Raw genomic sequence first — 21250 nt, 5'->3', positions numbered from 1 at the left:
TGCGCGCTTCCCCCTCAAGGGGGCGACGCCAGAGGACCGGAAGGAAAGCTCGCCCCCCGAAGCGCTGCGCGCTTCCCCCCTCCGGGGGGCGACGCTGGAGGACCGGCGAAGCCGGATCCTCGGCGTCCCCGGTCGGCTGCACCTGTTTCTTGCGTGGCGGTGTGGTGGGTAGTTTCACCTCCGAAGGGGAGTCCGCTTTGGTTTGCGGGGGGCGGCGCGGGCGGGGCGGTGGAGCCGGACTCGCGGGACCGTCTATCGCGCTTTATTCGTTTTTTGCGTCGCAGGTGGCGCAAAGCACAAGGGATTACTGAAAACATGTTGCCGACGCCCGAACAAGTCCGCCAGTACATTGCCGGCGGACTGGACTGTGAACATATCGACGTACAGGGCGACGGATCGCATTTCGATGCGGTCATCGTCAGCAGCGCCTTCGAAGGCAAGCGTCCGATCGCCCGCCACCAGCTGGTCTATGCCGCGCTCGGCGACCGCATGAAGGCCGAGATCCATGCGCTGTCCATGCGCACCCTGACGCCCGCCGAATACAAGGCGGGCCGCTGATGGACAAGCTGCGCATCACCGGCGGCGGCCCGCTGCACGGCGAAATCACCGTATCCGGCGCCAAGAACTCAGCGCTGCCCATCCTGTGCGCCGGCCTGCTGACGGCGGACACGCTGGCGCTGGAAAACGTTCCGGAGCTCAACGACATCGCCACCATGCTGCGCCTGCTGGGCCACGTGGGCACGCATGCCGAACGCCAGCCCCACGGCGGCGTGACGATCCGCGCCGATCAGGTCGACAAACTGGAAGCGCCCTACGAGCTGGTCAAGACCATGCGCGCCTCCATCCTTGTCCTGGGGCCGCTGCTGGCGCGTTTCGGCGAAGCGCGCGTCAGCCTGCCCGGCGGCTGCTCCATCGGCCAGCGCCCGGTCGACCAGCACATCAAGGGCCTGGCCGCGCTGGGGGCCGACATCAAGCTGGAACACGGGTTCGTGGTCGCGCGGGCCAAGCGGCTGAAAGGAGCCTCCATCCGCACCGACATGGTCACCGTCACCGGCACGGAAAACCTGATGATGGCGGCCACGCTGGCACAGGGCCGCACGGTGCTCGAAAACGCCGCGCGCGAGCCCGAAATCGTCGATCTGGCCGAATTGCTCATCAAAATGGGCGCGCAGATCCAGGGCCATGGCACCGACCGCATCGTCATCGACGGCGTGGATCGGCTGCACGGCGCCACGCACCGCGTCATTCCCGACCGCATCGAAGCCGGCACCTTCCTGTGCGCGGTCGCCGCCACCGGCGGGGAAATCACCTTGCGCGCCGCCGATGCGTCGCACATGGGCGCGACCCTCGACAAGCTGGCCGAGGCCGGGTTGTCGCTGGAATACGGCGCGGACTGGATACGCGCATCGATGCGCGGGCGCCCCCGGGCGGTCAGCGCGCGCACCCACGAATATCCCGGCTTCGCCACCGACATGCAGGCCCAGTTCATGGCGCTGGACACGGTCGCCGAAGGCACCGGCGTGATCGTCGAGAACATCTTCGAAAACCGCTACATGCACGTGCAGGAACTGATCCGCATGGGCGCCGACATCGATATCGATGGCCACACCGCGGTGGTGCGGGGCGTGCCGCGCCTGTCGGGCGCCACCGTCATGGCGACGGACCTGCGCGCCTCCGCCAGCCTGGTCATCGGCGGCCTGGTCGCCGATGGCGAAACCGTTATCGACCGCATCTACCACCTGGACCGCGGCTACCAGCAGATGGAATACAAGCTGCGCGAGCTGGGCGCGCGCATCGAGCGCGTCTCCGGACGCGAGTGACGCACAGAGCAATGGACGACTGATATGAACCAGCCCGATACCCGCGCCACCGCAGATCCCGCGCCGCTCACGCTGGCGCTGTCCAAGGGGCGCATCTTCGAAGAGACCATGCCCCTGCTGGCCGAAGCCGGCGTCGAAGTCGCGGAGAACCCCGAACACTCGCGCAAGCTGATCATCCCGACCAGCGATCCCGGCCTGCGCCTGATCATCGTGCGCGCCTCGGACGTACCCACCTACGTCCAATACGGCGCGGCCGACCTGGGCATCGCCGGCAAGGACGTGCTGATCGAACACGCCGCCGCGCACCCGGGCGGCCTGTACCAGCCGATCGACCTGAACATCGCCAAGTGCCGGCTGTGCGTCGCCGTCCCGGCGGGCTTCGACTACCAGAGCGCCGTGCGCCAGGGCGCGCGCCTGCGCGTCGCCACCAAATACGTCCAGGCCGCGCGCGAGCACTTCGCCGCCAAGGGCGTCTACGTGGACCTGATCAAGCTGTACGGTTCGATGGAGCTCGCGCCCCTGGTCGGCCTGGCCGACGCCATCGTCGACCTGGTCTCTTCCGGCGGCACGCTGCGCGCCAATAACCTCGTGGCCGTGGAAGACATCATGCCGATTTCCTCGCGGCTGGTCGTCAACCAGGCGGCGTTGAAGACCCGCGGCGCGCGCCTGCAGCCCCTGCTGGACGCCTTCGAACGGGCCAGCGCCGCGCGTGTGGCATGATAGACGCTTGATCCGCGCATCCGCGCCCTGTCCCGTTTCGCCGCCCTCCGCCCGGTCCGCGGCCTTATACGCCCCGAAGGGGGTATTCCATGACCACCATCAACCGCCTCGATTCCCGCGATCCCGGTTTCGCGTCCGCCCTGTCTTCCCTGCTGGCCTTCGAGGCCTCCCAGGATGAATCCATCGACCGCGCCGCGGCCGATATCCTGGCGGCCGTGCGGCATCGGGGCGACGATGCGCTGCTCGAATACACCCGGCGTTTCGATCGCGTGGAGGTCGCCAGCGCGCAGGCGCTGGAGATCCCGCGCGACAGCTGGCAAGCGGCCCTGCAATCGCTGCCGGCCGCCCAGCGCCAGGGCCTGGAGGCCGCCGCGCAGCGCGTGCGGTCCTATCACGAAAGACAGCGCGCCCAGACCTGGACCTACACCGAGGCCGACGGCACGATGCTGGGCCAGAAGGTCACTCCCCTGGACCGTGTCGGGCTGTACGTGCCCGGCGGCAAGGCAGCCTATCCGTCGTCGGTGCTGATGAACGCCATACCCGCGAAGGTGGCCGGGGTGGCGGAACTCATCATGGTCACGCCCACGCCGGACGGCCTGCGCAACCCGATGGTGCTGGCCGCGGCCGCCATCGCCGGCGTGGACCGCGCCTTCGCCATCGGCGGCGCCCAGGCGATCGGGGCGCTGGCCTACGGCACGGCCACCATTCCCGCCGTGGACAAAATCGTCGGCCCCGGCAACGCCTATGTCGCGGCCGCCAAGCGCCGCGTGTTCGGCACCGTGGGCATCGACATGATCGCCGGCCCCAGCGAAATCCTGGTCATCTGCGACGGACGGACGCCGGCGGACTGGATCGCCATGGACCTGTTCTCCCAAGCCGAGCACGACGAACTGGCGCAAGCCATCCTGCTGTGCCCGGACGCCGCCTATCTGGACGAGGTCGCCGCCTCCATCGACCGCCAGCTTCCCGGCATGCCCCGCGCCGACATCCTGCGCGAAAGCCTGGGCAAGCGGGGGGCCCTGATCCAGGTGCGCAGCCTGGAGGAAGCCTGCGACATCGCCAACGACATCGCGCCCGAGCACCTGGAAATTTCCACGGACGACCCCGAAAAATGGGTCGAACGCATCCGCCACGCCGGCGCGATTTTCATGGGCCGCTATGCATCCGAATCGCTCGGCGATTACTGCGCCGGGCCCAACCACGTGCTGCCGACCTCGCGCACGGCGCGCTTTTCGTCGCCCCTGGGCGTCTACGATTTCCAGAAGCGCTCCAGCCTGATCCAGGTTTCGCGGCAGGGCGCGCAGACGCTGGGTCGCATCGCGGCCGACCTGGCCCTGGGCGAAGGGCTCCAGGCGCACGCCGCCAGCGCCCAATACCGGCTCGACAAGGCATGAATGCCGCCGAGCCCGGCCGCCGCCCGGCCGCGGACGGGCGGGCGCTCACGGCGGCCGAACGGGCGGCCACGACCATCCGGCCCGATATTCTGGCCCTCTCGGCCTATGCCGTCGGGCACGAGGACGACGGCATCAAGCTGGATGCGATGGAGAATCCCTACGGGCTGCCAGACGTCGTGCGCGACGCCATCGCCGCCGCGGCACGGGCCACGCCGCTGAACCGCTATCCGGCGGGACGGCACGACGCCCTGGAGAGCGCCGTGCGCGCCGCGTTCGGCGTGCCGGACGACGCCGCGCTGCTGTTCGGCAACGGCTCCGACGAACTGATCAGCCTGGTCGTGCAGGCCTGCTGCAGCCCGGGCGATACCGTCCTGTCACCCGTGCCGTCCTTCGTGATGTTCGACATGTCGGCGCGCTTTCACCATGCCCGCTTCGTGGGCGTGCCGCTGACGGCGGCGTTCGAACTCGACCTGCCGGCCATGCTGGCGGCCATCCGTGCGCACCGGCCCAAGGTGGTCTTCCTGGCCGTTCCGAACAATCCCACGGGGGGACGCTGGGCGGACGACGCCATCGAGGCCATCCTCGCCGCGGCCCCCGGGCTGGTGGTGATCGACGAAGCCTACCAACCCTTCGCCGACGGCACCTGGATGCCGCGCGCCGCCGGGTTGGCCAATGCGGTGGTGCTGCGCACCGTCTCCAAGATCGGGCTGGCGGGCCTGCGCTTCGGCTACCTGGCCGGCCCCGCCCCCTGGATCGCCGAAATCGACAAGCTGCGCCCACCCTACAATGTCGACGTACTGACGGAAGCCGTCATGCTGGCCGTGCTGCGCCACAAGGCCGTGCTGGATGAGCAGGCCGCCCGCCTGCGCGCTTCGCGCGATGGCCTGGCCCGCGAACTTGCCGCACTGCCCGGCGTGACCGTCCATCCGTCCTCCGCCAACTTCCTTCTTGCGCGCTTTTCCGGCAAGATGGGCGGCAACGCCGTGCATCAAGCCCTGAAAACGCGCAAAATACGGGTTCGCGCCTTCCCTGGCGATCCCGCGCTGCGCGACTGCCTGCGCATCTCGCTGGGCACGCCCGACGAACACGCCGCCCTGATCGCGGCCTTGCGCGACATCCTGGGCTGACGCCCGCCTTTTTTTGCTTACACCAACCGCGCCGGACCCTAACGCCTTACCCCAAGCCACCGACGCAACAGACAGACCACCATGCGCACCGCAGACATCACCCGCAACACCAACGAAACCCGCATCCGCGTGGCGGTCAACCTGGACGGCACGGGCCGCCAGTCCATCGATACCGGCGTGCCCTTCCTGGACCACATGCTGGACCAGATCGCGCGCCACGGGCTGATCGACCTGGACATCAAGGCCGAAGGGGATCTGCACATCGACGCGCACCACACGGTGGAAGATGTCGGCATCACGCTGGGGCAGGCCATCGCCGCGGCCATCGGCGACAAAAAGGGCATCCTGCGCTACGGCCACGCCTACGTCCCGCTGGACGAAGCGCTGTCGCGGGTGGTGGTCGATTTCTCCGGCCGGCCCGGCCTGGAATTCAATGTGCCGTTCACGCGCGCCCGCATCGGCGAATTCGACGTCGACCTGACGCGCGAATTCTTCCAGGGCCTGGTCAATCACGCCCTGGTCACCATGCATATCGACAACCTGCGCGGCCGCAACGCCCATCACCAGTGCGAGACCATCTTCAAGGCCTGTGGCCGCGCGCTGCGCATGGCGATGGAGCGCGATCCGCGCAGCCAGGGCGTCGTTCCTTCCACCAAAGGCGTGCTGTAATCGGCGATCCTACGAATACGCAGGCAGACATCTCGTGACTTCCATCGCTATCGTCGACTACGGCATGGGCAACTTCCACTCCGTGGCGCGCGCGTTGGCCGCCGCCGCCCCGGACGCCGACATCCGTATTTCCAACACCGTGGCCGACATCGACGCGGCGGACCGCGTGGTCTTTCCCGGCCAGGGCGCGATGGCGGACTGCATGCGCACGCTGAACGAATCCGGCCTGCGCGAAGCGGTGGTGCGCGCCGCGCGCACCAAGCCCCTGCTGGGCGTATGCGTGGGCGAACAGATGCTGTTCGACACCAGCGAAGAAGGCCCGACCATCTGCCTGGGCATCTTTCCCGGCGTGGTCCATCGCTTCAGCGGCGCCCAGTACGCCCCGCCGATCGGCGCCTACGAAGACCCCGCCACGACCGCGGCCGCCGACGAACGCCTGAAAGTTCCGCACATGGGCTGGAACAAAGTACGCCAAACACGCTCTCATCCAATCTGGGAAGGCATTCCGGACGGCACGCATTTCTATTTCGTTCATAGTTACTACGCCGTACCGGCCGACCCCGCCCTGACCGTTGGGGAAACCGATTACGGCGGTTCCTTTACCTGCGCGGTGGCGGCAGCTAACATTTTCGCGGTGCAGTTCCACCCGGAAAAGAGCGCCGAACACGGCCTGCGCCTGTACAGGAATTTTGTCGATTGGCGCCCCTGACCTGATTCCCGGCACCCGGTGCGAACCCAACCGTCGCGCCGGTTTGCCCGACCCGTTCCAACAACCGACTTACCAACGCGCGTTATCACTATGCTGCTGATCCCCGCCATCGACCTCAAAGACGGGCGTTGCGTCCGCTTGCGCCAGGGAGACCTGGACGATGCAACGGTGTTCTCCGAAGACCCGGCCGCCATGGCCACCCACTGGCTGGAACAGGGCGCACGCCGTCTGCATCTGGTCGACCTGAACGGAGCCGTCGCCGGCAAACCGCGCAACGAAGCCAGCATCAAGGCCATCGTCGATGCGGTCGGCGACGACATTCCCGTCCAGATCGGCGGGGGCATCCGCGACCTCGACACCATCGAGCGCTATCTCGACAACGGCATTTCCTATGTGATCATCGGTACCGCCGCGGTCAAGAACCCCGGGTTCCTGCACGACGCCTGCGGCGCCTTCCCCGGCAGCATCATCGTCGGCCTGGACGCCCGCGACGGCAAGGTGGCGACCGACGGCTGGAGCAAGCTGACGCGCCATGACGTCCTGGACCTGGCCAGCAAGTTCGAGGACTATGGCTGCGAGGCCATCATCTACACCGACATCGGCCGCGACGGCATGCTCTCCGGCGTCAACGTCGACGCCACCGTGCGGCTGGCGCAGCATGTCCGCATCCCGATCTTCGCCTCGGGCGGCATCGCGGGCATCCAGGATATCGAAGCGCTGTGCGCGGTCGAAGAGGAAGGTATCGAAGGTGCCATCCTTGGCCGCAGCATCTACGAGGGCGCCTTGAATTTCCAGGACGCGCAAACCCGCGCGGACGAATTGGCGAAGCCATGAACAGTATCGCCCAGAGCGCCTGCGCCAATACGCTGACGCGGCGCATCATTCCCTGCCTGGATGTGACGGCCGGCCGCGTCGTCAAGGGCGTGAACTTCGTCAACCTGATCGATGCCGGCGATCCCGTGGAGATCGCGCGCCGGTACAACGAACAGGGTGCCGACGAACTCACCTTCCTGGACATCACCGCCACCAGCGACGGCCGCGACCTGATCCTGCCCATCATCGAGCAGGTCGCCTCGCAGGTCTTCATTCCCCTGACGGTGGGCGGCGGCGTGCGCCAGGTCTCCGATATCCAGCGCCTGCTGAACGCCGGCGCCGACAAGGTCAGCATCAACAGCGCGGCCGTCGCGGAGCCCGAACTGGTGCGCGCGGCCGCGGATTATCACGGCTCGCAGTGCATCGTGGTCGCGATCGACGCGCGCCGCGTCAGCACGGAAGACGGCACCGATCGCTGGGAAGTGTTCACGCACGGCGGCCGCAAGGCCACCGGGCTGGACGCCATCGAATGGGCGCGCCGCATGGCCGAATATGGCGCCGGCGAAATCCTGCTGACCAGCATGGACAAGGACGGCACGAAATCCGGCTTCGACCTGGCCCTGACGCGGGCGGTATCCGATGCCGTGCCGGTGCCCGTCATCGCTTCGGGCGGTGTCGGTTCGCTGCGGCACATGGCCGAAGGCGTCACCCTGGGCCGTGCCAACGCCGTCCTGGCCGCCAGCATTTTCCACTACGGCCAGCACACGGTTCAGGAATGCAAGCGCTACATGGCCGGCCTGGGCATCGAAGTGAGGGTATGAGGCCCACCCCCGAAGCGCTGCGCGCTTCCCCCTCAAGGGGGCGACGCTGGAGGACCGGAGGGAAGGCCCACCCCCGAAAGCGCTGCGCGCTTTCCCCCTCAAGGGGGCGACGCCAGAGGACCGGCGGAGCCGGATCCTCGGCGTCCCGGGTCGGCTGCACCCGTTTTTTGCGTGAGGGAAGGCCCACCCCCGAAGCGCTGCGCGCTTCCCCCTCAAGGGGGCGACGCCAGAGGACCGGCGGAGCCGGATCCTCGGCGTCCCCGATTGGCGGCACCTGTTTTTTGCGTGGCGGTGTGGTGGGTTGTTCCACCCCCGACGCGCTGCGCTACCGTCACGAGCGGGCGACTTGTGGCGTGCTTGGATGGATAATGGATTTATGAGCAACGAACCCGCTTGGCTGGCTGACGTCGTTTTCGACGCGCAGGGCCTGATACCCGCCATTGCCCAGGATGCCCAGACAGGGCAGATCCTGATGGTCGCCTGGATGAACCGCGAATCGCTGGCCGAAACCGCCGCCACCGGGCGCGCGGTCTATTGGTCGCGCTCGCGCCAGCGCCTGTGGCGCAAGGGCGAGGAATCCGGGCACGCGCAGCAGGTGAAGGAATTGCGCCTGGACTGCGATGGCGACGTGGTGCTGCTCAAGGTGGACCAGCAAGGCGGCATCGCCTGCCATACCGGCCGCGCCAGCTGCTTCTTCCGCCGGCTGGACGGGCAGGGCGGCGAACGCCACTGGGAAACCACCGACCCGGTCCTGAAGGACCCGGAGCTGATCTACAAATGAGCGACATCGATCCGCGCAGTACGGCGGTATTGGCGCGCATCGCCGATACCCTGGCTACGCGCCGTCCCGACCGGGGCGGCGATCCGGCCACGTCCTACGCCGCCAAGCTGCTGGCCAAGGCACCCGACGCCTTCCTGAAAAAGATCGGCGAAGAAGCCACGGAACTGGTCATGGCCGCCAAGGACGGCGTGCCCGAACGCATCGTCAGCGAGACGGCCGATCTCTGGTTTCATTGCCTTGTAGCCCTGACTCATTACAATCTGCGCCCGGAGGACGTCCTGGCGGAACTCGCGCGACGCGAAGGCCTGTCGGGACTGGCGGAGAAAGCCGCCCGGCCCGCCGACTGACGGCGCCGCCACGGATATACGGAGCGAGACCCATGAGCGACAACTGTATCTTCTGCAAAATCAGCCGCGGCGAGATCCCCTCGAAGAAGGTCTACGAGGACGATGAATTCGTGGCCTTCCACGACATCAATCCCGCCGCGCCGGTCCACCTGCTGCTCATCACTCGCCGCCATATCGCGTCCATGCAGGACATAACCGCGGAGGACGCCGGCTGGTTGGGTAGAATGGTGGCATTGGCCCCGCGTCTGGCGCTGGAAAACGGCTGCAACCCGGGGGAACAAGGCGGCTTCCGCCTCCTTGCCAATTCCGGCGCGGAAGGCGGACAGGAAGTCCCCCACCTGCATTTCCACATTATTGGCGGTTCGCGTCCTTGGAAAGGCCGCGTAGCCCCGAACGCATGAACACGGAGAACCGTCATGGGCAGTTTTAGCATCTGGCATTGGCTGATCGTTCTGGTCATCGTGGCACTGATCTTCGGCACCAAGAAGCTGCGCAACTTCGGCAGCGACCTGGGCGGCGCCGTCAAGGGCTTCAAGGAAGGCATGCGGGACGCCAATGGCGACCCGGCCGATCCGGTGGATCCGGCCCACCAACAACGCGTTTCCGGCGAAACCATCGACGTCCAGGCCAAGGAAAAAACGCATTCGTGATCCCGGCTCGCGGCGAGGCGGCGGCTTAGGCGGCCGCCCTGCCTGCGCCCGACGCCCGCTGCCCGCCGCCGTGCCATACCGGGACGGAAAGGGCATCTCCTCTCTTTCATGGCCGTCGTATGTTTGATGTCAGTTTCACAGAACTGATGGTGATCGGCGTCATCGCGCTGATCGTCATAGGACCGGAACGCCTCCCCAAGGTCGCACGCACGGTAGGACATCTGCTGGGGCGCGCGCAGCGCTACGTCAACGACGTGAAGAGCGATATCCGGCGCGAAATCGAGCTGGACGAGCTGCGCAAGTTCAAGACCGACATGGAAACGGCCGCGCAGTCGGTGCAGACTTCGCTGCGCGATGCCGAAACTTCCCTGCGCGAACCCGCGCAGGCGCTGCGGCAGGAGTTGGACGAAGCCGCCAAGGCGGCCACCAGCGCGGTTTCGATGCAGGGCACACCCGCCGCGGCATTGACCGAGCCGGCGGCCCAGGCCGATACGCCCTCGACGGCCGATGCCGCGCCAGCGGCGCCCGCCATCGAAACGAACGCCACCCCTGCGGCTTCCCCGGCGATAGCGGCGGAACCCGCCCCCCACAGTGCCACACCGGGCAGCGCTCCGTCGGCACCGGCGGCGGCATCCCCGGCCACGCCGGCGCCGCCAGCATCGCCTTCGGCCACATCGACCGGAACCACGTCGGCTGCGACACCATCCGCATCGCCGACGGCCGCCTCCGCCACCCCCGCCTCGTCGGCGACGGCATCACCGGCTCACACACCGGCGCCGCCGGCATCGACCCCGCCGTCGTCGCCCGCCGCCAGCGACGCGACGCCCAAATCACAAACGCCTACCGGTAGCACAACGTGAGCCAGGAACTGCCACAAGAAGAAGAGCTGCAGGAAGACAGCTTCATGTCTCACCTGATCGAGCTGCGCACGCGACTGCTGCGTGCGGTAGCCGTCATAGGCGTTATTTTCGTCATCCTGTTCTTTTTCCCCGGTGCGGCCAAGATCTACGATCTGCTCGCCCGGCCCATGCTGGCGTCGCTGCCCCAAGGCACCCGCATGATCGCGACCGGCGTCATCACGCCGTTCATGGTGCCCGTCAAAGTCACGCTGATGGCGGCCTTCGTCCTATCCCTGCCCGTGGTGCTGTGGCAGGCCTGGGCCTTCGTCGCGCCCGGGCTCTACCGCCACGAGAAGCGCCTGGCGCTGCCGCTCATCGTTTCCAGCACCTTCCTGTTCCTGGCGGGAATGGCATTCTGCTATTTCGTCGTCTTCAGGACTGTCTTTCACTTCATCGCGACCTTCGCGCCGCAGTCCATCACGCCGGCCCCGGATATCGAAGCCTACCTGAGCTTCGTCATGACCATGTTCCTGGCTTTCGGCATCACCTTCGAGGTCCCCGTCGCCGTGGTCCTGCTGGTCAAGGCAGGCATCGTCGACGTCAAGAAACTCAGTAGCGCGCGTGGCTATGTCGTCGTCGGCGCTTTCATCATCGCCGCCGTCGTGACGCCGCCGGACGTGGTCAGCCAATTCATGCTGGCCGTTCCCTTGTGCCTGCTGTTCGAGATCGGACTCATCTGCGCGCGCATGATCACCAAGCCCGACAAGGACAAGGAAAGCGAGAACGCGCTCACCGAGCGGCAGTAAACGCCAGGAACCGCCAGAAACGAGACCGATTCACCTTGAGTCATCAGAACCGCAATCGTACATTGCGTGGATGACCATGGCGGACCGCTTGCGAACTCTCATGCGTTGGCGCGGCATCCGCAGCCAACGGCAACTGGCACGCTTGTCCGGCGTGCCGCAAACCTCCATCCACCGCATCCTGACACGCGACCCCGGCTACCTGCCGGCCCTGGGCACGCTGACTCGCCTTGCGCGTACGCTGGATACCACCGTCCTGTGGCTGAGCGAAGGCGAAGCTGGCCTGCACGCCACCGTGCTCGCCGCCCGGCAGCCGCGGCCGCAGGAGTGCGGCACGATACATCCTCACCATCAGCAGGGCGGCGGCGATGCCGCCGAACTTCACATGCTGATGGCCAAGCTGTCCGATGCCGAGCGGCGCCACGTGGTCGCCCTGGTGCGCATGCTGGCGGATCGGCCTAGCGGGGCCGCTGGGGACGCACGCCGACCTTGACCTTCAGTTCCCTCTCGCGGCCACCGCGCAACACGGACAAGGTCACCTCCTGCCCCGGCGGCAGCAGGGCGATCATCGCCAGCATCGAAGACGTATTGCGCACATCGTTGCCGTCGATGCTCAACACGATGTCGCCCACACGCAGGCCGCCGCGCCCGGCAGGGCCGTCGCGCATCACGCCCGCGATGATCACGCCGCGCGAATTGCCCAGCTTGAAGGCGCGCGCCAGGTCCGGCGTCAGGTCCTGAGGCTCCACGCCCAGCCAGCCACGCTGCACGTAGCCGGTGCGGATGATTTCCTCCATCACCGAGCGCGCCGTGTCGATCGGCACGGCGAAACCGATGCCCAGCGAGCCGCCGGACTGCGAATAGATCGCGGTGTTGATCCCCACCACATTGCCATGCTGGTCGATCAGGGCGCCGCCCGAATTCCCCGGATTGATCGCCGCGTCGGTCTGGATGAAGTTCTCGTAGGTGTTCAGCCCCAGGCTGCTGCGCCCCAGGGCGGAGACGATGCCTTGCGTCGTCGTCTGCCCGACGCCGAAGGGGTTGCCGATGGCCAGTACGACATCGCCGACTTTCAGCGAACCGTCGCTGCCTAGCGTGGCTACCGGCACGGTCCCGATGTGCTCCGGCAACTTCAGGACCGCCAGATCGGTTTCCGGGTCCGCCCCCACCACCTGGGCACGGGTTTCGCGGCCATCCGCCAGCGCGACCTCGATCGCATCGGCGGCCTCGACCACGTGGTAGTTGGTCAGGACATAGCGCTCCTGCACGATGACACCCGAACCCAGGCTGGTGGATTCATGCCGGCGGCTGACGCTGGGCAATTGGCCGAGAAGCTCCCGTATGACGGGATCGTCGGGCAAGGGGATCAGCGGCACGTCGACATGCTTGGCGGTGTAGACGTTCACCACGGCGGGAGCGGCGCGCGCGACCGCCGGGGCGAAGGTCAGCTCGCCCTGGCGCGGGACAACGGGTGCCGTGGCGACGTCCGGCCCCGGCGTTCCGGGCGGCGGAGACCGACCGGGGCCGGACAAGCGCAGCCAATCGGGGCGCAGCGTAGTGACCACGAATAGAATGGCTAGACTGACCGTGACGGCTTGGGCGAATATCAGCCAGAGTCGACGCATGATTTCTTAGGCAAAGCAATGAACAGTATCGATACGCGTGAACTGGCCGCTTGGCTGGACCAGACCCTGCAGCCAGGCCGGTTCCGGGACTACAGTCCCAATGGGCTGCAAGTGGAAGGCAAGGCGTCGATCGGCCATATTATCGCCGGGGTGACGGCATCCGAGGCCTTGCTGCGCGCGGCCATCGACCGCGGCGCCGATGCCGTGCTGGTGCACCACGGCTGGTTCTGGAAAAACGAAGACCCGCGGGTGCGAGGACCGCGCCGCACCCGGCTGGCGCTGGCCCTGGCCCACGACCTGAATCTGTTCGCCTATCACCTGCCGCTGGATGCCCACCCGAAACTGGGCAACAACGCGCAGCTGGCGCGCGTCCTGGGCCTGGTGCCCGAGCAGGACGAGGCGGGGCTGCCGCGCACCTGCGGGCCGGACAACCTGGTGTGGCTGGGCACCGCGCCCGGCATCGAGCACTTCGGCCAGCTGGCCGCGCGCGCGGCCGAACGCCTGGGGCGCGCGCCGCAAGCCATCGGCGACGCGCAACGCCCCATCCGCCGCGTGGCCTGGTGCACCGGCGGCGCACAGGGCATGCTGGCCGATGCGGTGGACGCGGGCGTCGATGCCTACATCACCGGCGAGATCTCCGAGCCGACCGTGCATCTGTCGCGGGAAACCGGCGTGGCTTTCCTGGCGGCCGGGCACCACGCCACCGAACGCTATGGCGTCCAGGCGCTGGGCCAGGCCATCGCGGACCGGTTCGGCATCCGCGTGGATTTCGTCGATATCGATAACCCGGTGTGATCGTCGCCCGCGGTGGGGGAAACCGCCGCGGGCGTTCAGGCGACCGGACCGCGCTGTTGCTGTTTCAACAGATCGCGGATTTCCTGCAGCAGCTGCACATCCGCCGGCGGAGCCGCGGCCGGGGTGTCGTGCGTGGTTTCGAAGCTGGCGCGGGCGCGCGCGACCGCCTTCACCATCCAGAAAATGATGAATGCCAGAAGGATGAAGTTGATGACGATGGTGATGAAATTGCCCCAGGCAAGCACGTTGGCGCCCGCCTTGGTCAGGTCGGCGTAGGTCATGGGCCCGTTGTAGTTCGGCGGCATCGACAGCACGATGAATTTATTGGAGAAATCCACTGCGCCGCCCAGGATGAAGTTGATGATCGGCATGACGACGTCCTTCACCAGGGAATCGACGATCCTGCCGAACGCCGCGCCGATGATGACCCCCACGGCGAGGTCAACGGCATTGCCCTTGACGGCGAAACTACGGAAATCTTTCAGAAAACTCATAGCTGCTCCTCTATGATTCGCCCGTCATTGGGCTAAGGCTATAATACGCGGTTGCGAAGACGTTACGTATCATCAAGCATTAACCGCAGAGGCATGCCGCTGCGGGAAAGACACCTCCGGTTTGCCGGGGGGCGAAAAAGGCCAGATACAGGGCCCGGTGCTTAATCCACATCCCCTGGAGGGGGGACGCTACACGGCCCAGGTATGACCCGCAGTAGCCGCATAACAAGGATGGATGATGAGTCAGACTACGATGTATCACGATGACGAAGGCGCAGCACCTATCGACCTGCCCCCTGACCCATCGCGACGTTTCTGGGTAACTACGGCCTGTGCCCTGGGTGGCGTGGCCGGTGTAGCAACCGCCGTACCTTTCGTCGGCACATTCGCGCCTTCCGCCAAGGCCCGCGCCGCCGGCGCTCCGGTGGAAGCGGATGTCAGCCAGCTGCAGCCCGGCCAGATGATGACGGTGGAATGGCGCGGCAAGCCCGTCTGGATCCTGCGCCGCACGCCGGAGCAGCTCGAAGAGCTGAAGAAAGATCCCTCCCTGTTGGCCGATCCCGATTCCAAGCGCCCCGGCTACACGCCGGCATTCGCCGAGAACGGCTACCGCTCGCGCAAACCGGACCTGTTCGTCTGCGTCGGCATCTGCACCCACCTGGGTTGCTCGCCGAATCGCCAGGACGACGTCGCTCCCGGTGTCGACGGCTTCCTCTGCCCCTGCCACGGTTCGCGTTTCGACCTGGCCGGCCGCGTATTCAAGAACGTGCCCGCGCCCGACAACCTCGAAGTGCCGCCATACTCGTACCAATCGGACACCCGCATCATTGTCGGGGTCGACGAAAACAACAAGGCCTGACAGGGCGTCGCCACGCGCGCGCATAGACAGATACGCCACGACTAGCAAAGGAGCTGCTTCATGGATGGCGACAAGACCGTCGAATCGACTGGTTTCATGGGATGGGTGGACAAGCGCTTTCCCGCCACCGCGACATGGAAAGCCCATGTCTCCGAGTACTACGCACCCAAGAATTTCAATTTCTGGTACTTCTTCGGATCCCTGGCGCTGTTGGTGCTGGTTCTGCAGATCGTGACCGGCATCTTCCTGGTGATGCACTACAAGCCCGATGCGGAACGCGCGTTCCAATCGGTGGAATACATCATGCGCGAAGTGCCCGGCGGGTGGCTGATCCGCTACATGCACTCCACCGGGGCCTCGATGTTCTTCGTCGTGGTGTACCTGCACATGCTGCGCGGGCTGCTTTACGGCTCTTACCGCAAGCCGCGCGAACTGGTGTGGGTGTTCGGCGTCGCGATCTTCCTCTGCCTGATGGGCGAGGCCTTCTTCGGCTACCTGCTGCCGTGGGGCCAGATGTCGTACTGGGGCGCCCAGGTCATCGTGAACCTGTTCTCGGCGATCCCCTTCATCGGGCCGGACCTGGCGATCTGGATCCGCGGCGACTATGTGGTGTCCGACGCCACGCTGAACCGTTTCTTTGCCTTCCACGTGATCGCCATCCCGCTGGTCCTGATCGGGCTGGTGGCGGCGCACCTGGTGGCGCTGCATGAAGTCGGCTCGAACAACCCCGACGGCGTGGAAATCAAGCAGGGCCCGAAGGATCGTTATGGCCGACCGCTGGACGGCGTGCCGTTCCATCCGTACTACACGGTGCACGACATCGTGGGGGTCGCGGGCTTTCTGATCGTCTTCGCGGCCATCGTGTTCTTCGGCCCGGAAATGGGCGGCTTCTTCCTGGAATACAACAACTTCATCCCGGCCGATTCCCTGAAGACGCCGCCGCACATCGCCCCGGTCTGGTACTTCACCCCGTTCTATTCCATGCTGCGGGCCACGACCGACGACTTCACCTGGGTACTGTCCGGTGCCGCCGTGCTGGGCGCGCTGGCCCTGCTGTTCAAGGGCAAGGGCCGCGGTATCGCCCGCATCGTGCTGCCGGTCATCCTGGTCGTCGTCGCCGTGCTGCTGCGCGTGCTGGACGCCAAGTTCTGGGGCGTGGTCACGATGGGCGGCACGGTGGTGATCCTGTTCTTCCTGCCATGGCTGGACCAATCGCCGGTCAAGTCGATCCGCTACCGTCCGGACTGGCACAAGGTGGTCTACGGGATCTTCATCGTCGACTTCCTGGTGCTGGGCTATATCGGCACCCAGCCGCCCAATCCGGCGCTGAACCTGACCTCGCAGATCGGCACGCTGTATTACCTGGCGTTTTTCTTCCTGATGCCCGTGTGGAGCCGGCTGGGCAGCTTCAAGCCCGTGCCTGAACGCGTCGTCTATCACGCCCATTGAGCCCTGCACACATAACGGAATGACCATGATCAAGAAGCTGATGGGTGCCGTGACGTTGATGCTCACGTGCGCCGCCGCCTTGGCCTCGGAAGGCGGATACCCCCTGGACGCCGCGCCCAACCGGGTCAACGACGTGGCGGCGCTGCAAAATGGCGCCAAGTTGTTCGTCAACTACTGTCTTAACTGCCATGCCGCCGGGTCGATGCGGTACAACAAGCTGACCGAAATCGGCCTGACGGATGAGCAGATCAAGAAAAACCTGCTGTTTACCGGGCAGAAGGTCGGCGACCTGATGACCGTGGCGATGCCGCCCAAGGACGCCAAAAAATGGTTCGGCGTGGCGCCTCCGGACCTGTCCGTCATCGCCCGCGCCAAGTCCCAGACTGCAGGCGCCCCCGGAATCGACTACATTTACACCTATCTGCGTTCGTTCTACCGCGACACCAGCCGGCCCACGGGCTGGAACAACCTGGTATTTCCCAATGTGGGCATGCCCCATGTCCTGTGGGAACGCCAAGGTCCGCGGGAGCTGACCACCGTCGCCATGCATCATGCCGAAGGCAAGGGCGAGGAAGGCGGCTGGGAACGCGTAACCACCGTGTACGACCCGCAGGGCTACGCGACCGTCAAGAAGGATGAAGTGGCCGGGTACCACGGCAACGAAAGTTTCACGGCCACCTTCAAGGCAGCGAACGCGGCGCAATCGGCCCAGTTCGACAATGACGTCGCCGACCTGACGGCCTTCCTGGGCTGGATGTCCGAACCGGTGGCCCAGTTCCGCAAGGAGCTCGGCGTCTGGGTACTGCTCTTCCTGGGCCTGTTCCTGGTCGTCGCGTTGCGGCTGAACGCTTCCTATTGGAAACACGTGAGGTAATCGGCACAACCCAACAGGGGCCGGGGTCGCGTACGCCCCCGGCGTAACCGCCCCCCCTGGCAATTGGGGCCAGCGCCTGCTAGATTGGCGGCGCTGGCCTTTCGCTTTTCATACAAGGACTTACCGCCATGATGGTGCTTTATTCCGGAACCACGTGCCCGTTTTCGCAGCGCTGCCGTTTTGTATTGTTCGAAAAAGGCATGGACTTTGAAATCCGGGACATCGACCTGTACAACAAGCCGGAAGACATTTCGGTGATGAACCCGTACGGACAAGTGCCCATCCTGGTCGAGCGCGACCTGGTGCTGTACGAGTCCAACATCATCAACGAATACATCGACGAACGCTTCCCGCATCCGCAGCTGATGCCGGCGGATCCGGTCATGCGCGCGCGCACCCGCCTGTTCCTGTACAACTTCGAAAAAGAACTCTTCGTGCACGTGTCGGTCCTGGAAGACCGCAACGCCAAGCCCGACGAGAAGCGCCTGGATCGCGCACGCCAGAATATCCGCGACCGCCTGGCCCAGTTGGCCCCCATGCTGTTGAAGAACAAGTACATGCTGGGCGACGAGTTTTCCATGCTGGACGTGGCGGTGGCCCCGCTACTGTGGCGCCTGGACCATTACGGCATCGAACTGCCGAAGAATGCCGCGCCGCTGCAAAAGTACGCCGAACGCATCTTCTCGCGGCCGGCGTATATCGAAGCGCTCACGCCTTCCGAAAAGGTGATGCGTCGCTAGGATGGCATCCATGGGTGAATCATCAACCAAACCGTATCTGATCCGCGCGCTGCACGAGTGGTGCACGGATAACGGCTACACGCCGTACGTCGTGGTGCAGGTGAACGATCGCACCATGGTTCCGCCCGCCCACGTACGGGATGGCCAGATCACGCTCAATATCGGCAATCTGGCGACGAACAAGCTGTCGCTCGGCAACGAGTACATCGAGTTCCAGGCACGGTTCAATGGTGTGGTCGAAATGGTTTCCGTGCCGGTCGGCGCGGTCAGCGCCATCTATGCCCGCGAAACCGGCGCCGGGATGGGCTTCGAAGTGCAGGACGACGAAGAAGCCGCGACACCCAGGCATGGGCGCGACGGCATGGCGGCAGGCGACGATGCCGCCGGCCAGGGCGCGCAGTCGGATAAAGCCGACGGCAGCAAGGACGACGAACCGCCGCCGCCACGTCCGCATCTGACCATCGTGAAATAGGCCGCGGCCGGCGGTATCCCGCCCGGCCGGCGCCCATCTGACGCGGCGCATCGCCGCGTATACAATGCACGTCTTCGCGACATCCCCCGCCCCCGCGGCGCCAGGATGCCGCCTTCGCCGGCTTAGCTCAGTTGGTAGAGCAGCGCACTTGTAATGCGAAGGTCGGGGGTTCGATTCCTCTAGCCGGCACCAGTTACCCATCAAAGGTAATCCTCGGCAATCCAGAAACCCGTGTCAGCACAAGGGCTTCACGGGTTTTTTATTCCAGCGCTTTCCGGGGCTGCCCGTCTGAATCCGGCGGCATATGGGGCCCTCCGGGGAATCTTCGCAGTCCGGCAAATGCCCCGGGAAAGGTGTCCCTCGCGCCGTAAGGTGGATGCCTTATGCCGTCCGGCCAACAACAGGCATCGCCGAATGACAGCTTCCGACCCGCCCGGCGTCGTGCCAGTGGCCGGACTGCGTGATCGCATGGTCGGTCGCGCTCAATCCCGCCGCAGTTTCAGGAGACGCTCGGAACCAGGTTCTCTCCGCCGGAAACCTCGATCACGGCTCCTGTCACGTAGGGATTGGTCATGAGGAACAGCGCCGCGTGGCCGATGTCTTGCGCTTTCCCGACGCGCCGCGACGGAAATGTATCCTCCACCTTCTTGCGCAAGCCGTCGCGATGCTCGGCCGGCAGGAAGCTCCACATATCTGTGTCGATGAAGCCCGGACGAATCGTGTTGACCCGGGTCGGCGCAAGTTCGAGCGCGAGCGAACCCGATAGCGCTTCCACGGCGGCGAACGTCGAGGTGACCGCGGCGAAACCGATTTTCGGCCGAGCGGCCATGCCGCCCGTGAGGAAGGTTATGGAGCCACCCGACCGCAGACGCGGCGCGGCATGACGAGCGCAGGCCCAGCTACCCAGGAACTTTCCTTCCACATAGCTTCGCACGCCATGCATGTCTGCATCCATGAAGGCACCCCAGGTTCCAAGGTCGGGTGCCGCGGTGACAACCAGGTGATCCAGCGATCCGATTTTTTCGAACGCCTTTTGTACGGCCGACTCATCGCGCATGTCCAGGGAGACCTGCTGGAAGTCGGCGAGGTCCGGACGCTCTTCAAGCGACGAAACGCGGCGGCTGGCAACGACCACGTGCGCGCCCGCTGCGCGTGCGGCGTGCGCCACACCCAGGCCGATGCCGGTCTTGCCACCTACGACGACGACCGATTTACCCGCAAGGCTCAACGGCGAGGCCAACGAGGCTTCTTGCCGATTTGCTGCTGTGGTCATGATTTTTCCTTTGTCCAGTGATCAAGGGGCGCAAAAGCCATGGCACCGGGCCCCGTCCGTATTGCCACGCCGCCCGGAGTCACAGCAATCGCTCCCTTCGGGTTCCTGCTTGCGACGGTGGACGATGTGGGACTTATCGTAATTGCATCGATATTCGGCGATAATTGGCTTTAATTGAATGAATTCAATTCCAATCTGGAATAAACGAACAAGCTGGACCTTTCCGCGTCCAGCCACTGGCCAGGCAGCCCAGACGGGAAATCAACATGGATCGATTTCAGGAGTTGATGGCGTTCACGGCGGTCGTGGAGGCGGGTGGCTTTACCGCCGCCGCTCGACGTACCGGTGATTCCCAATCGGCCATCAGCAAATGCGTGAGCGCGCTCGAGAAGCGCCTCGGCGTGCAGTTGCTCAATCGGAGCACGCGCAGTGTCACGTTGACCGATCATGGAAGGAAATACTACGAGCGGACCAAGCCTCTCCTCGACGAAATGGCGCAGGCGGACGGCGAGCTCATGAACAGCACGCTCGAGCTCTCAGGGCTCGTCAGGATTGCGACTCCGGCGACGTTCGGCCGACTGCACATCCTTCCTCTTATCCCGAAGTTGTTGGCGCTACATCCGAAATTGAGACTGGATCTCAATCTCGCGGACGGTGTGCAGGACCTGCTAGCAGAAGGCATCGATCTGGCTATTCGGATCAGCCCCGTCTATAGCCCCGACGCTGTGGTGAAGCGCGTGACGAACTCCTCATTGGTCTGTGTGGGGTCTCGCCGCTACTTCGAACAGCATGGAACGCCAACGACGCCGGAAGACCTGGCCGGGCACAACTGCATCATTTTCAACGGCGTCGATAACTGGGCGTTCGAGGGACCGCACGGAAAATTCAGCGTACGGGTAAGCGGGAACCTATCGTCCAATACCGTCGAAACAGTCCTGTCGGCCGTGGCGGCCGGCATCGGCATCGGGATGTTTCATCGCGCCTCCTTAGCCGGTGTATTGCCTAAGGCAGATGTCGTGACCGTGCTCGATGACTTCATCCAGGAAACCAGAGATATCAGCCTGGTCTGGCCGAATCGGAAATTCATTTCGGCAAGGGTGCGGCAGGTGACCGAGTTTTTCGCGTCGGCGCTGGCAGAACGCATCTGAATGTCGGTTTGTTTGGCTACGGTAAGCA

General features: G+C 65.4%; 26 protein-coding genes and 1 tRNA gene. 24 read left to right on the top strand and 3 right to left on the bottom strand.

Annotation, left to right across the window (positions count from 1 at the left end; translation table 11 throughout):
- The first annotated feature begins 315 nt into the window (after nt 1–315).
- The 16 genes from CAL28_RS00800 to CAL28_RS00725 all read left to right on the top strand — a co-directional run bounded on the left by CAL28_RS00800 (nt 316) and on the right by CAL28_RS00725 (nt 11986).
- Nucleotides 316–558, top strand: coding sequence for a BolA family protein (locus tag CAL28_RS00800; RefSeq protein ID WP_094839531.1), 243 nt, complete (start codon nt 316–318; stop codon nt 556–558).
- The gene (murA, locus tag CAL28_RS00795; protein WP_094839530.1) at nt 558–1820 is read left to right on the top strand and encodes a UDP-N-acetylglucosamine 1-carboxyvinyltransferase; all 1263 of its coding nucleotides are present in this window, start codon (nt 558–560) and stop codon (nt 1818–1820) included. The genes CAL28_RS00800 and murA overlap by 1 nt, the downstream gene beginning before the upstream one ends.
- Nucleotides 1821–1844: 24 nt before the next feature.
- A complete protein-coding gene (gene hisG, locus CAL28_RS00790; RefSeq protein WP_094839529.1) occupies nt 1845–2540 on the top strand; it encodes an ATP phosphoribosyltransferase in 696 nt (231 codons plus the stop codon).
- Nucleotides 2541–2629: 89 nt separating this feature from the next.
- Nucleotides 2630–3934, top strand: a complete 1305-nt coding sequence (gene hisD, locus CAL28_RS00785) for a histidinol dehydrogenase (protein WP_094839528.1) — start codon at nt 2630–2632, stop codon at nt 3932–3934.
- A complete protein-coding gene (gene hisC / locus CAL28_RS00780; RefSeq protein WP_094839527.1) occupies nt 3931–5061 on the top strand; it encodes a histidinol-phosphate transaminase in 1131 nt (376 codons plus the stop codon). Before hisD ends, hisC begins: the two co-directional genes overlap by 4 nt.
- An 81-nt stretch (nt 5062–5142) precedes the next feature.
- Complete coding sequence (hisB, locus tag CAL28_RS00775; RefSeq protein ID WP_094839526.1) at nt 5143–5730, top strand: imidazoleglycerol-phosphate dehydratase HisB; 588 nt, start codon at nt 5143–5145, stop codon at nt 5728–5730.
- 34 nt (nt 5731–5764) lie between these two features.
- The gene (gene hisH, locus CAL28_RS00770; protein WP_094839525.1) at nt 5765–6439 is read left to right on the top strand and encodes an imidazole glycerol phosphate synthase subunit HisH; all 675 of its coding nucleotides are present in this window, start codon (nt 5765–5767) and stop codon (nt 6437–6439) included.
- A gap of 90 nt (nt 6440–6529) precedes the next feature.
- Nucleotides 6530–7273 (top strand): 1-(5-phosphoribosyl)-5-[(5-phosphoribosylamino)methylideneamino]imidazole-4-carboxamide isomerase, encoded by a 744-nt coding sequence (hisA, locus tag CAL28_RS00765; protein WP_094839524.1) that lies wholly within the window; start codon nt 6530–6532, stop codon nt 7271–7273.
- Nucleotides 7270–8073 (top strand): imidazole glycerol phosphate synthase subunit HisF, encoded by an 804-nt coding sequence (hisF, locus tag CAL28_RS00760; RefSeq protein ID WP_094839523.1) that lies wholly within the window; start codon nt 7270–7272, stop codon nt 8071–8073. Before hisA ends, hisF begins: the two co-directional genes overlap by 4 nt.
- A gap of 376 nt (nt 8074–8449) precedes the next feature.
- Complete coding sequence (gene hisI, locus CAL28_RS00755; RefSeq protein ID WP_094839522.1) at nt 8450–8854, top strand: phosphoribosyl-AMP cyclohydrolase; 405 nt, start codon at nt 8450–8452, stop codon at nt 8852–8854.
- The gene (locus tag CAL28_RS00750) at nt 8851–9201 is read left to right on the top strand and encodes a phosphoribosyl-ATP diphosphatase (protein WP_094839521.1); all 351 of its coding nucleotides are present in this window, start codon (nt 8851–8853) and stop codon (nt 9199–9201) included. Before hisI ends, CAL28_RS00750 begins: the two co-directional genes overlap by 4 nt.
- Before the next feature lie 32 nt (nt 9202–9233).
- The gene (locus CAL28_RS00745; protein ID WP_094839520.1) at nt 9234–9602 is read left to right on the top strand and encodes a histidine triad nucleotide-binding protein; all 369 of its coding nucleotides are present in this window, start codon (nt 9234–9236) and stop codon (nt 9600–9602) included.
- Nucleotides 9603–9617: 15 nt separating this feature from the next.
- Complete coding sequence (tatA, locus tag CAL28_RS00740) at nt 9618–9851, top strand: Sec-independent protein translocase subunit TatA (protein WP_094839519.1); 234 nt, start codon at nt 9618–9620, stop codon at nt 9849–9851.
- A 119-nt stretch (nt 9852–9970) separates the two neighbouring features.
- Nucleotides 9971–10711: a Sec-independent protein translocase protein TatB gene (gene tatB, locus CAL28_RS30255; protein WP_094839518.1), complete on the top strand. Its 741-nt coding sequence runs from the start codon at nt 9971–9973 to the stop codon at nt 10709–10711.
- A 44-nt stretch (nt 10712–10755) separates the two neighbouring features.
- A complete protein-coding gene (gene tatC / locus CAL28_RS00730; protein WP_440588357.1) occupies nt 10756–11496 on the top strand; it encodes a twin-arginine translocase subunit TatC in 741 nt (246 codons plus the stop codon).
- Nucleotides 11497–11566: 70 nt separating this feature from the next.
- Nucleotides 11567–11986 carry a helix-turn-helix domain-containing protein gene (locus CAL28_RS00725; RefSeq protein WP_094839516.1) on the top strand — a complete coding sequence of 140 codons (420 nt, stop codon included), beginning with the start codon at nt 11567–11569 and terminating at the stop codon, nt 11984–11986.
- Here CAL28_RS00725 and CAL28_RS00720 read toward each other — a convergent pair.
- Nucleotides 11952–13118, bottom strand: coding sequence for a S1C family serine protease (locus tag CAL28_RS00720; RefSeq protein ID WP_094839515.1), 1167 nt, complete (start codon nt 13116–13118; stop codon nt 11952–11954). The two genes, CAL28_RS00725 and CAL28_RS00720, sit on opposite strands and share 35 nt — an antisense overlap.
- An 18-nt stretch (nt 13119–13136) precedes the next feature.
- On the opposite strand from CAL28_RS00720, the gene CAL28_RS00715 reads away from it, so the two are divergent.
- On the top strand, nt 13137–13913 hold the full coding sequence (locus CAL28_RS00715; RefSeq protein WP_094839514.1) for a Nif3-like dinuclear metal center hexameric protein: 777 nt from the start codon (nt 13137–13139) through the stop codon (nt 13911–13913).
- 35 nt (nt 13914–13948) lie between these two features.
- On the opposite strand, the gene mscL is transcribed toward CAL28_RS00715, so the two are convergent.
- Nucleotides 13949–14407, bottom strand: a complete 459-nt coding sequence (gene mscL, locus CAL28_RS00710) for a large conductance mechanosensitive channel protein MscL (protein WP_094839513.1) — start codon at nt 14405–14407, stop codon at nt 13949–13951.
- 238 nt (nt 14408–14645) lie between these two features.
- Between mscL and petA the strand changes: the two genes are divergently transcribed.
- From petA to CAL28_RS00680, 6 genes are all read left to right on the top strand, one after another.
- The gene (gene petA, locus CAL28_RS00705; protein WP_094839512.1) at nt 14646–15266 is read left to right on the top strand and encodes a ubiquinol-cytochrome c reductase iron-sulfur subunit; all 621 of its coding nucleotides are present in this window, start codon (nt 14646–14648) and stop codon (nt 15264–15266) included.
- Between the two features lie 60 nt (nt 15267–15326).
- A complete protein-coding gene (locus CAL28_RS00700; protein WP_094839511.1) occupies nt 15327–16715 on the top strand; it encodes a cytochrome b in 1389 nt (462 codons plus the stop codon).
- A 19-nt stretch (nt 16716–16734) separates the two neighbouring features.
- Nucleotides 16735–17589, top strand: coding sequence for a cytochrome c1 (locus CAL28_RS00695; protein WP_176463828.1), 855 nt, complete (start codon nt 16735–16737; stop codon nt 17587–17589).
- 128 nt (nt 17590–17717) lie between these two features.
- Nucleotides 17718–18329, top strand: a complete 612-nt coding sequence (locus CAL28_RS00690) for a glutathione S-transferase N-terminal domain-containing protein (protein WP_066342981.1) — start codon at nt 17718–17720, stop codon at nt 18327–18329.
- Nucleotides 18330–18339: 10 nt separating this feature from the next.
- Complete coding sequence (locus CAL28_RS00685) at nt 18340–18801, top strand: ClpXP protease specificity-enhancing factor (RefSeq protein WP_094840544.1); 462 nt, start codon at nt 18340–18342, stop codon at nt 18799–18801.
- Nucleotides 18802–18917: 116 nt separating this feature from the next.
- A tRNA-Thr gene (locus CAL28_RS00680) sits at nt 18918–18993 on the top strand.
- Between the two features lie 307 nt (nt 18994–19300).
- On the opposite strand, the gene CAL28_RS00675 is transcribed toward CAL28_RS00680, so the two are convergent.
- Nucleotides 19301–20074 (bottom strand): SDR family oxidoreductase, encoded by a 774-nt coding sequence (locus tag CAL28_RS00675; protein WP_094839509.1) that lies wholly within the window; start codon nt 20072–20074, stop codon nt 19301–19303.
- 266 nt (nt 20075–20340) lie between these two features.
- On the opposite strand from CAL28_RS00675, the gene CAL28_RS00670 reads away from it, so the two are divergent.
- Nucleotides 20341–21222 carry a LysR family transcriptional regulator gene (locus CAL28_RS00670; RefSeq protein WP_094839508.1) on the top strand — a complete coding sequence of 294 codons (882 nt, stop codon included), beginning with the start codon at nt 20341–20343 and terminating at the stop codon, nt 21220–21222.
- Nucleotides 21223–21250: the final 28 nt, after the last annotated feature.

This window comes from Bordetella genomosp. 11, from assembly GCF_002261215.1.
Classification (GTDB): domain Bacteria; phylum Pseudomonadota; class Gammaproteobacteria; order Burkholderiales; family Burkholderiaceae_B; genus Bordetella_C.
The sequence above is the reverse complement of the archived record's forward strand: the minus strand, read 5'-3'. Positions and strand labels throughout refer to the sequence as shown.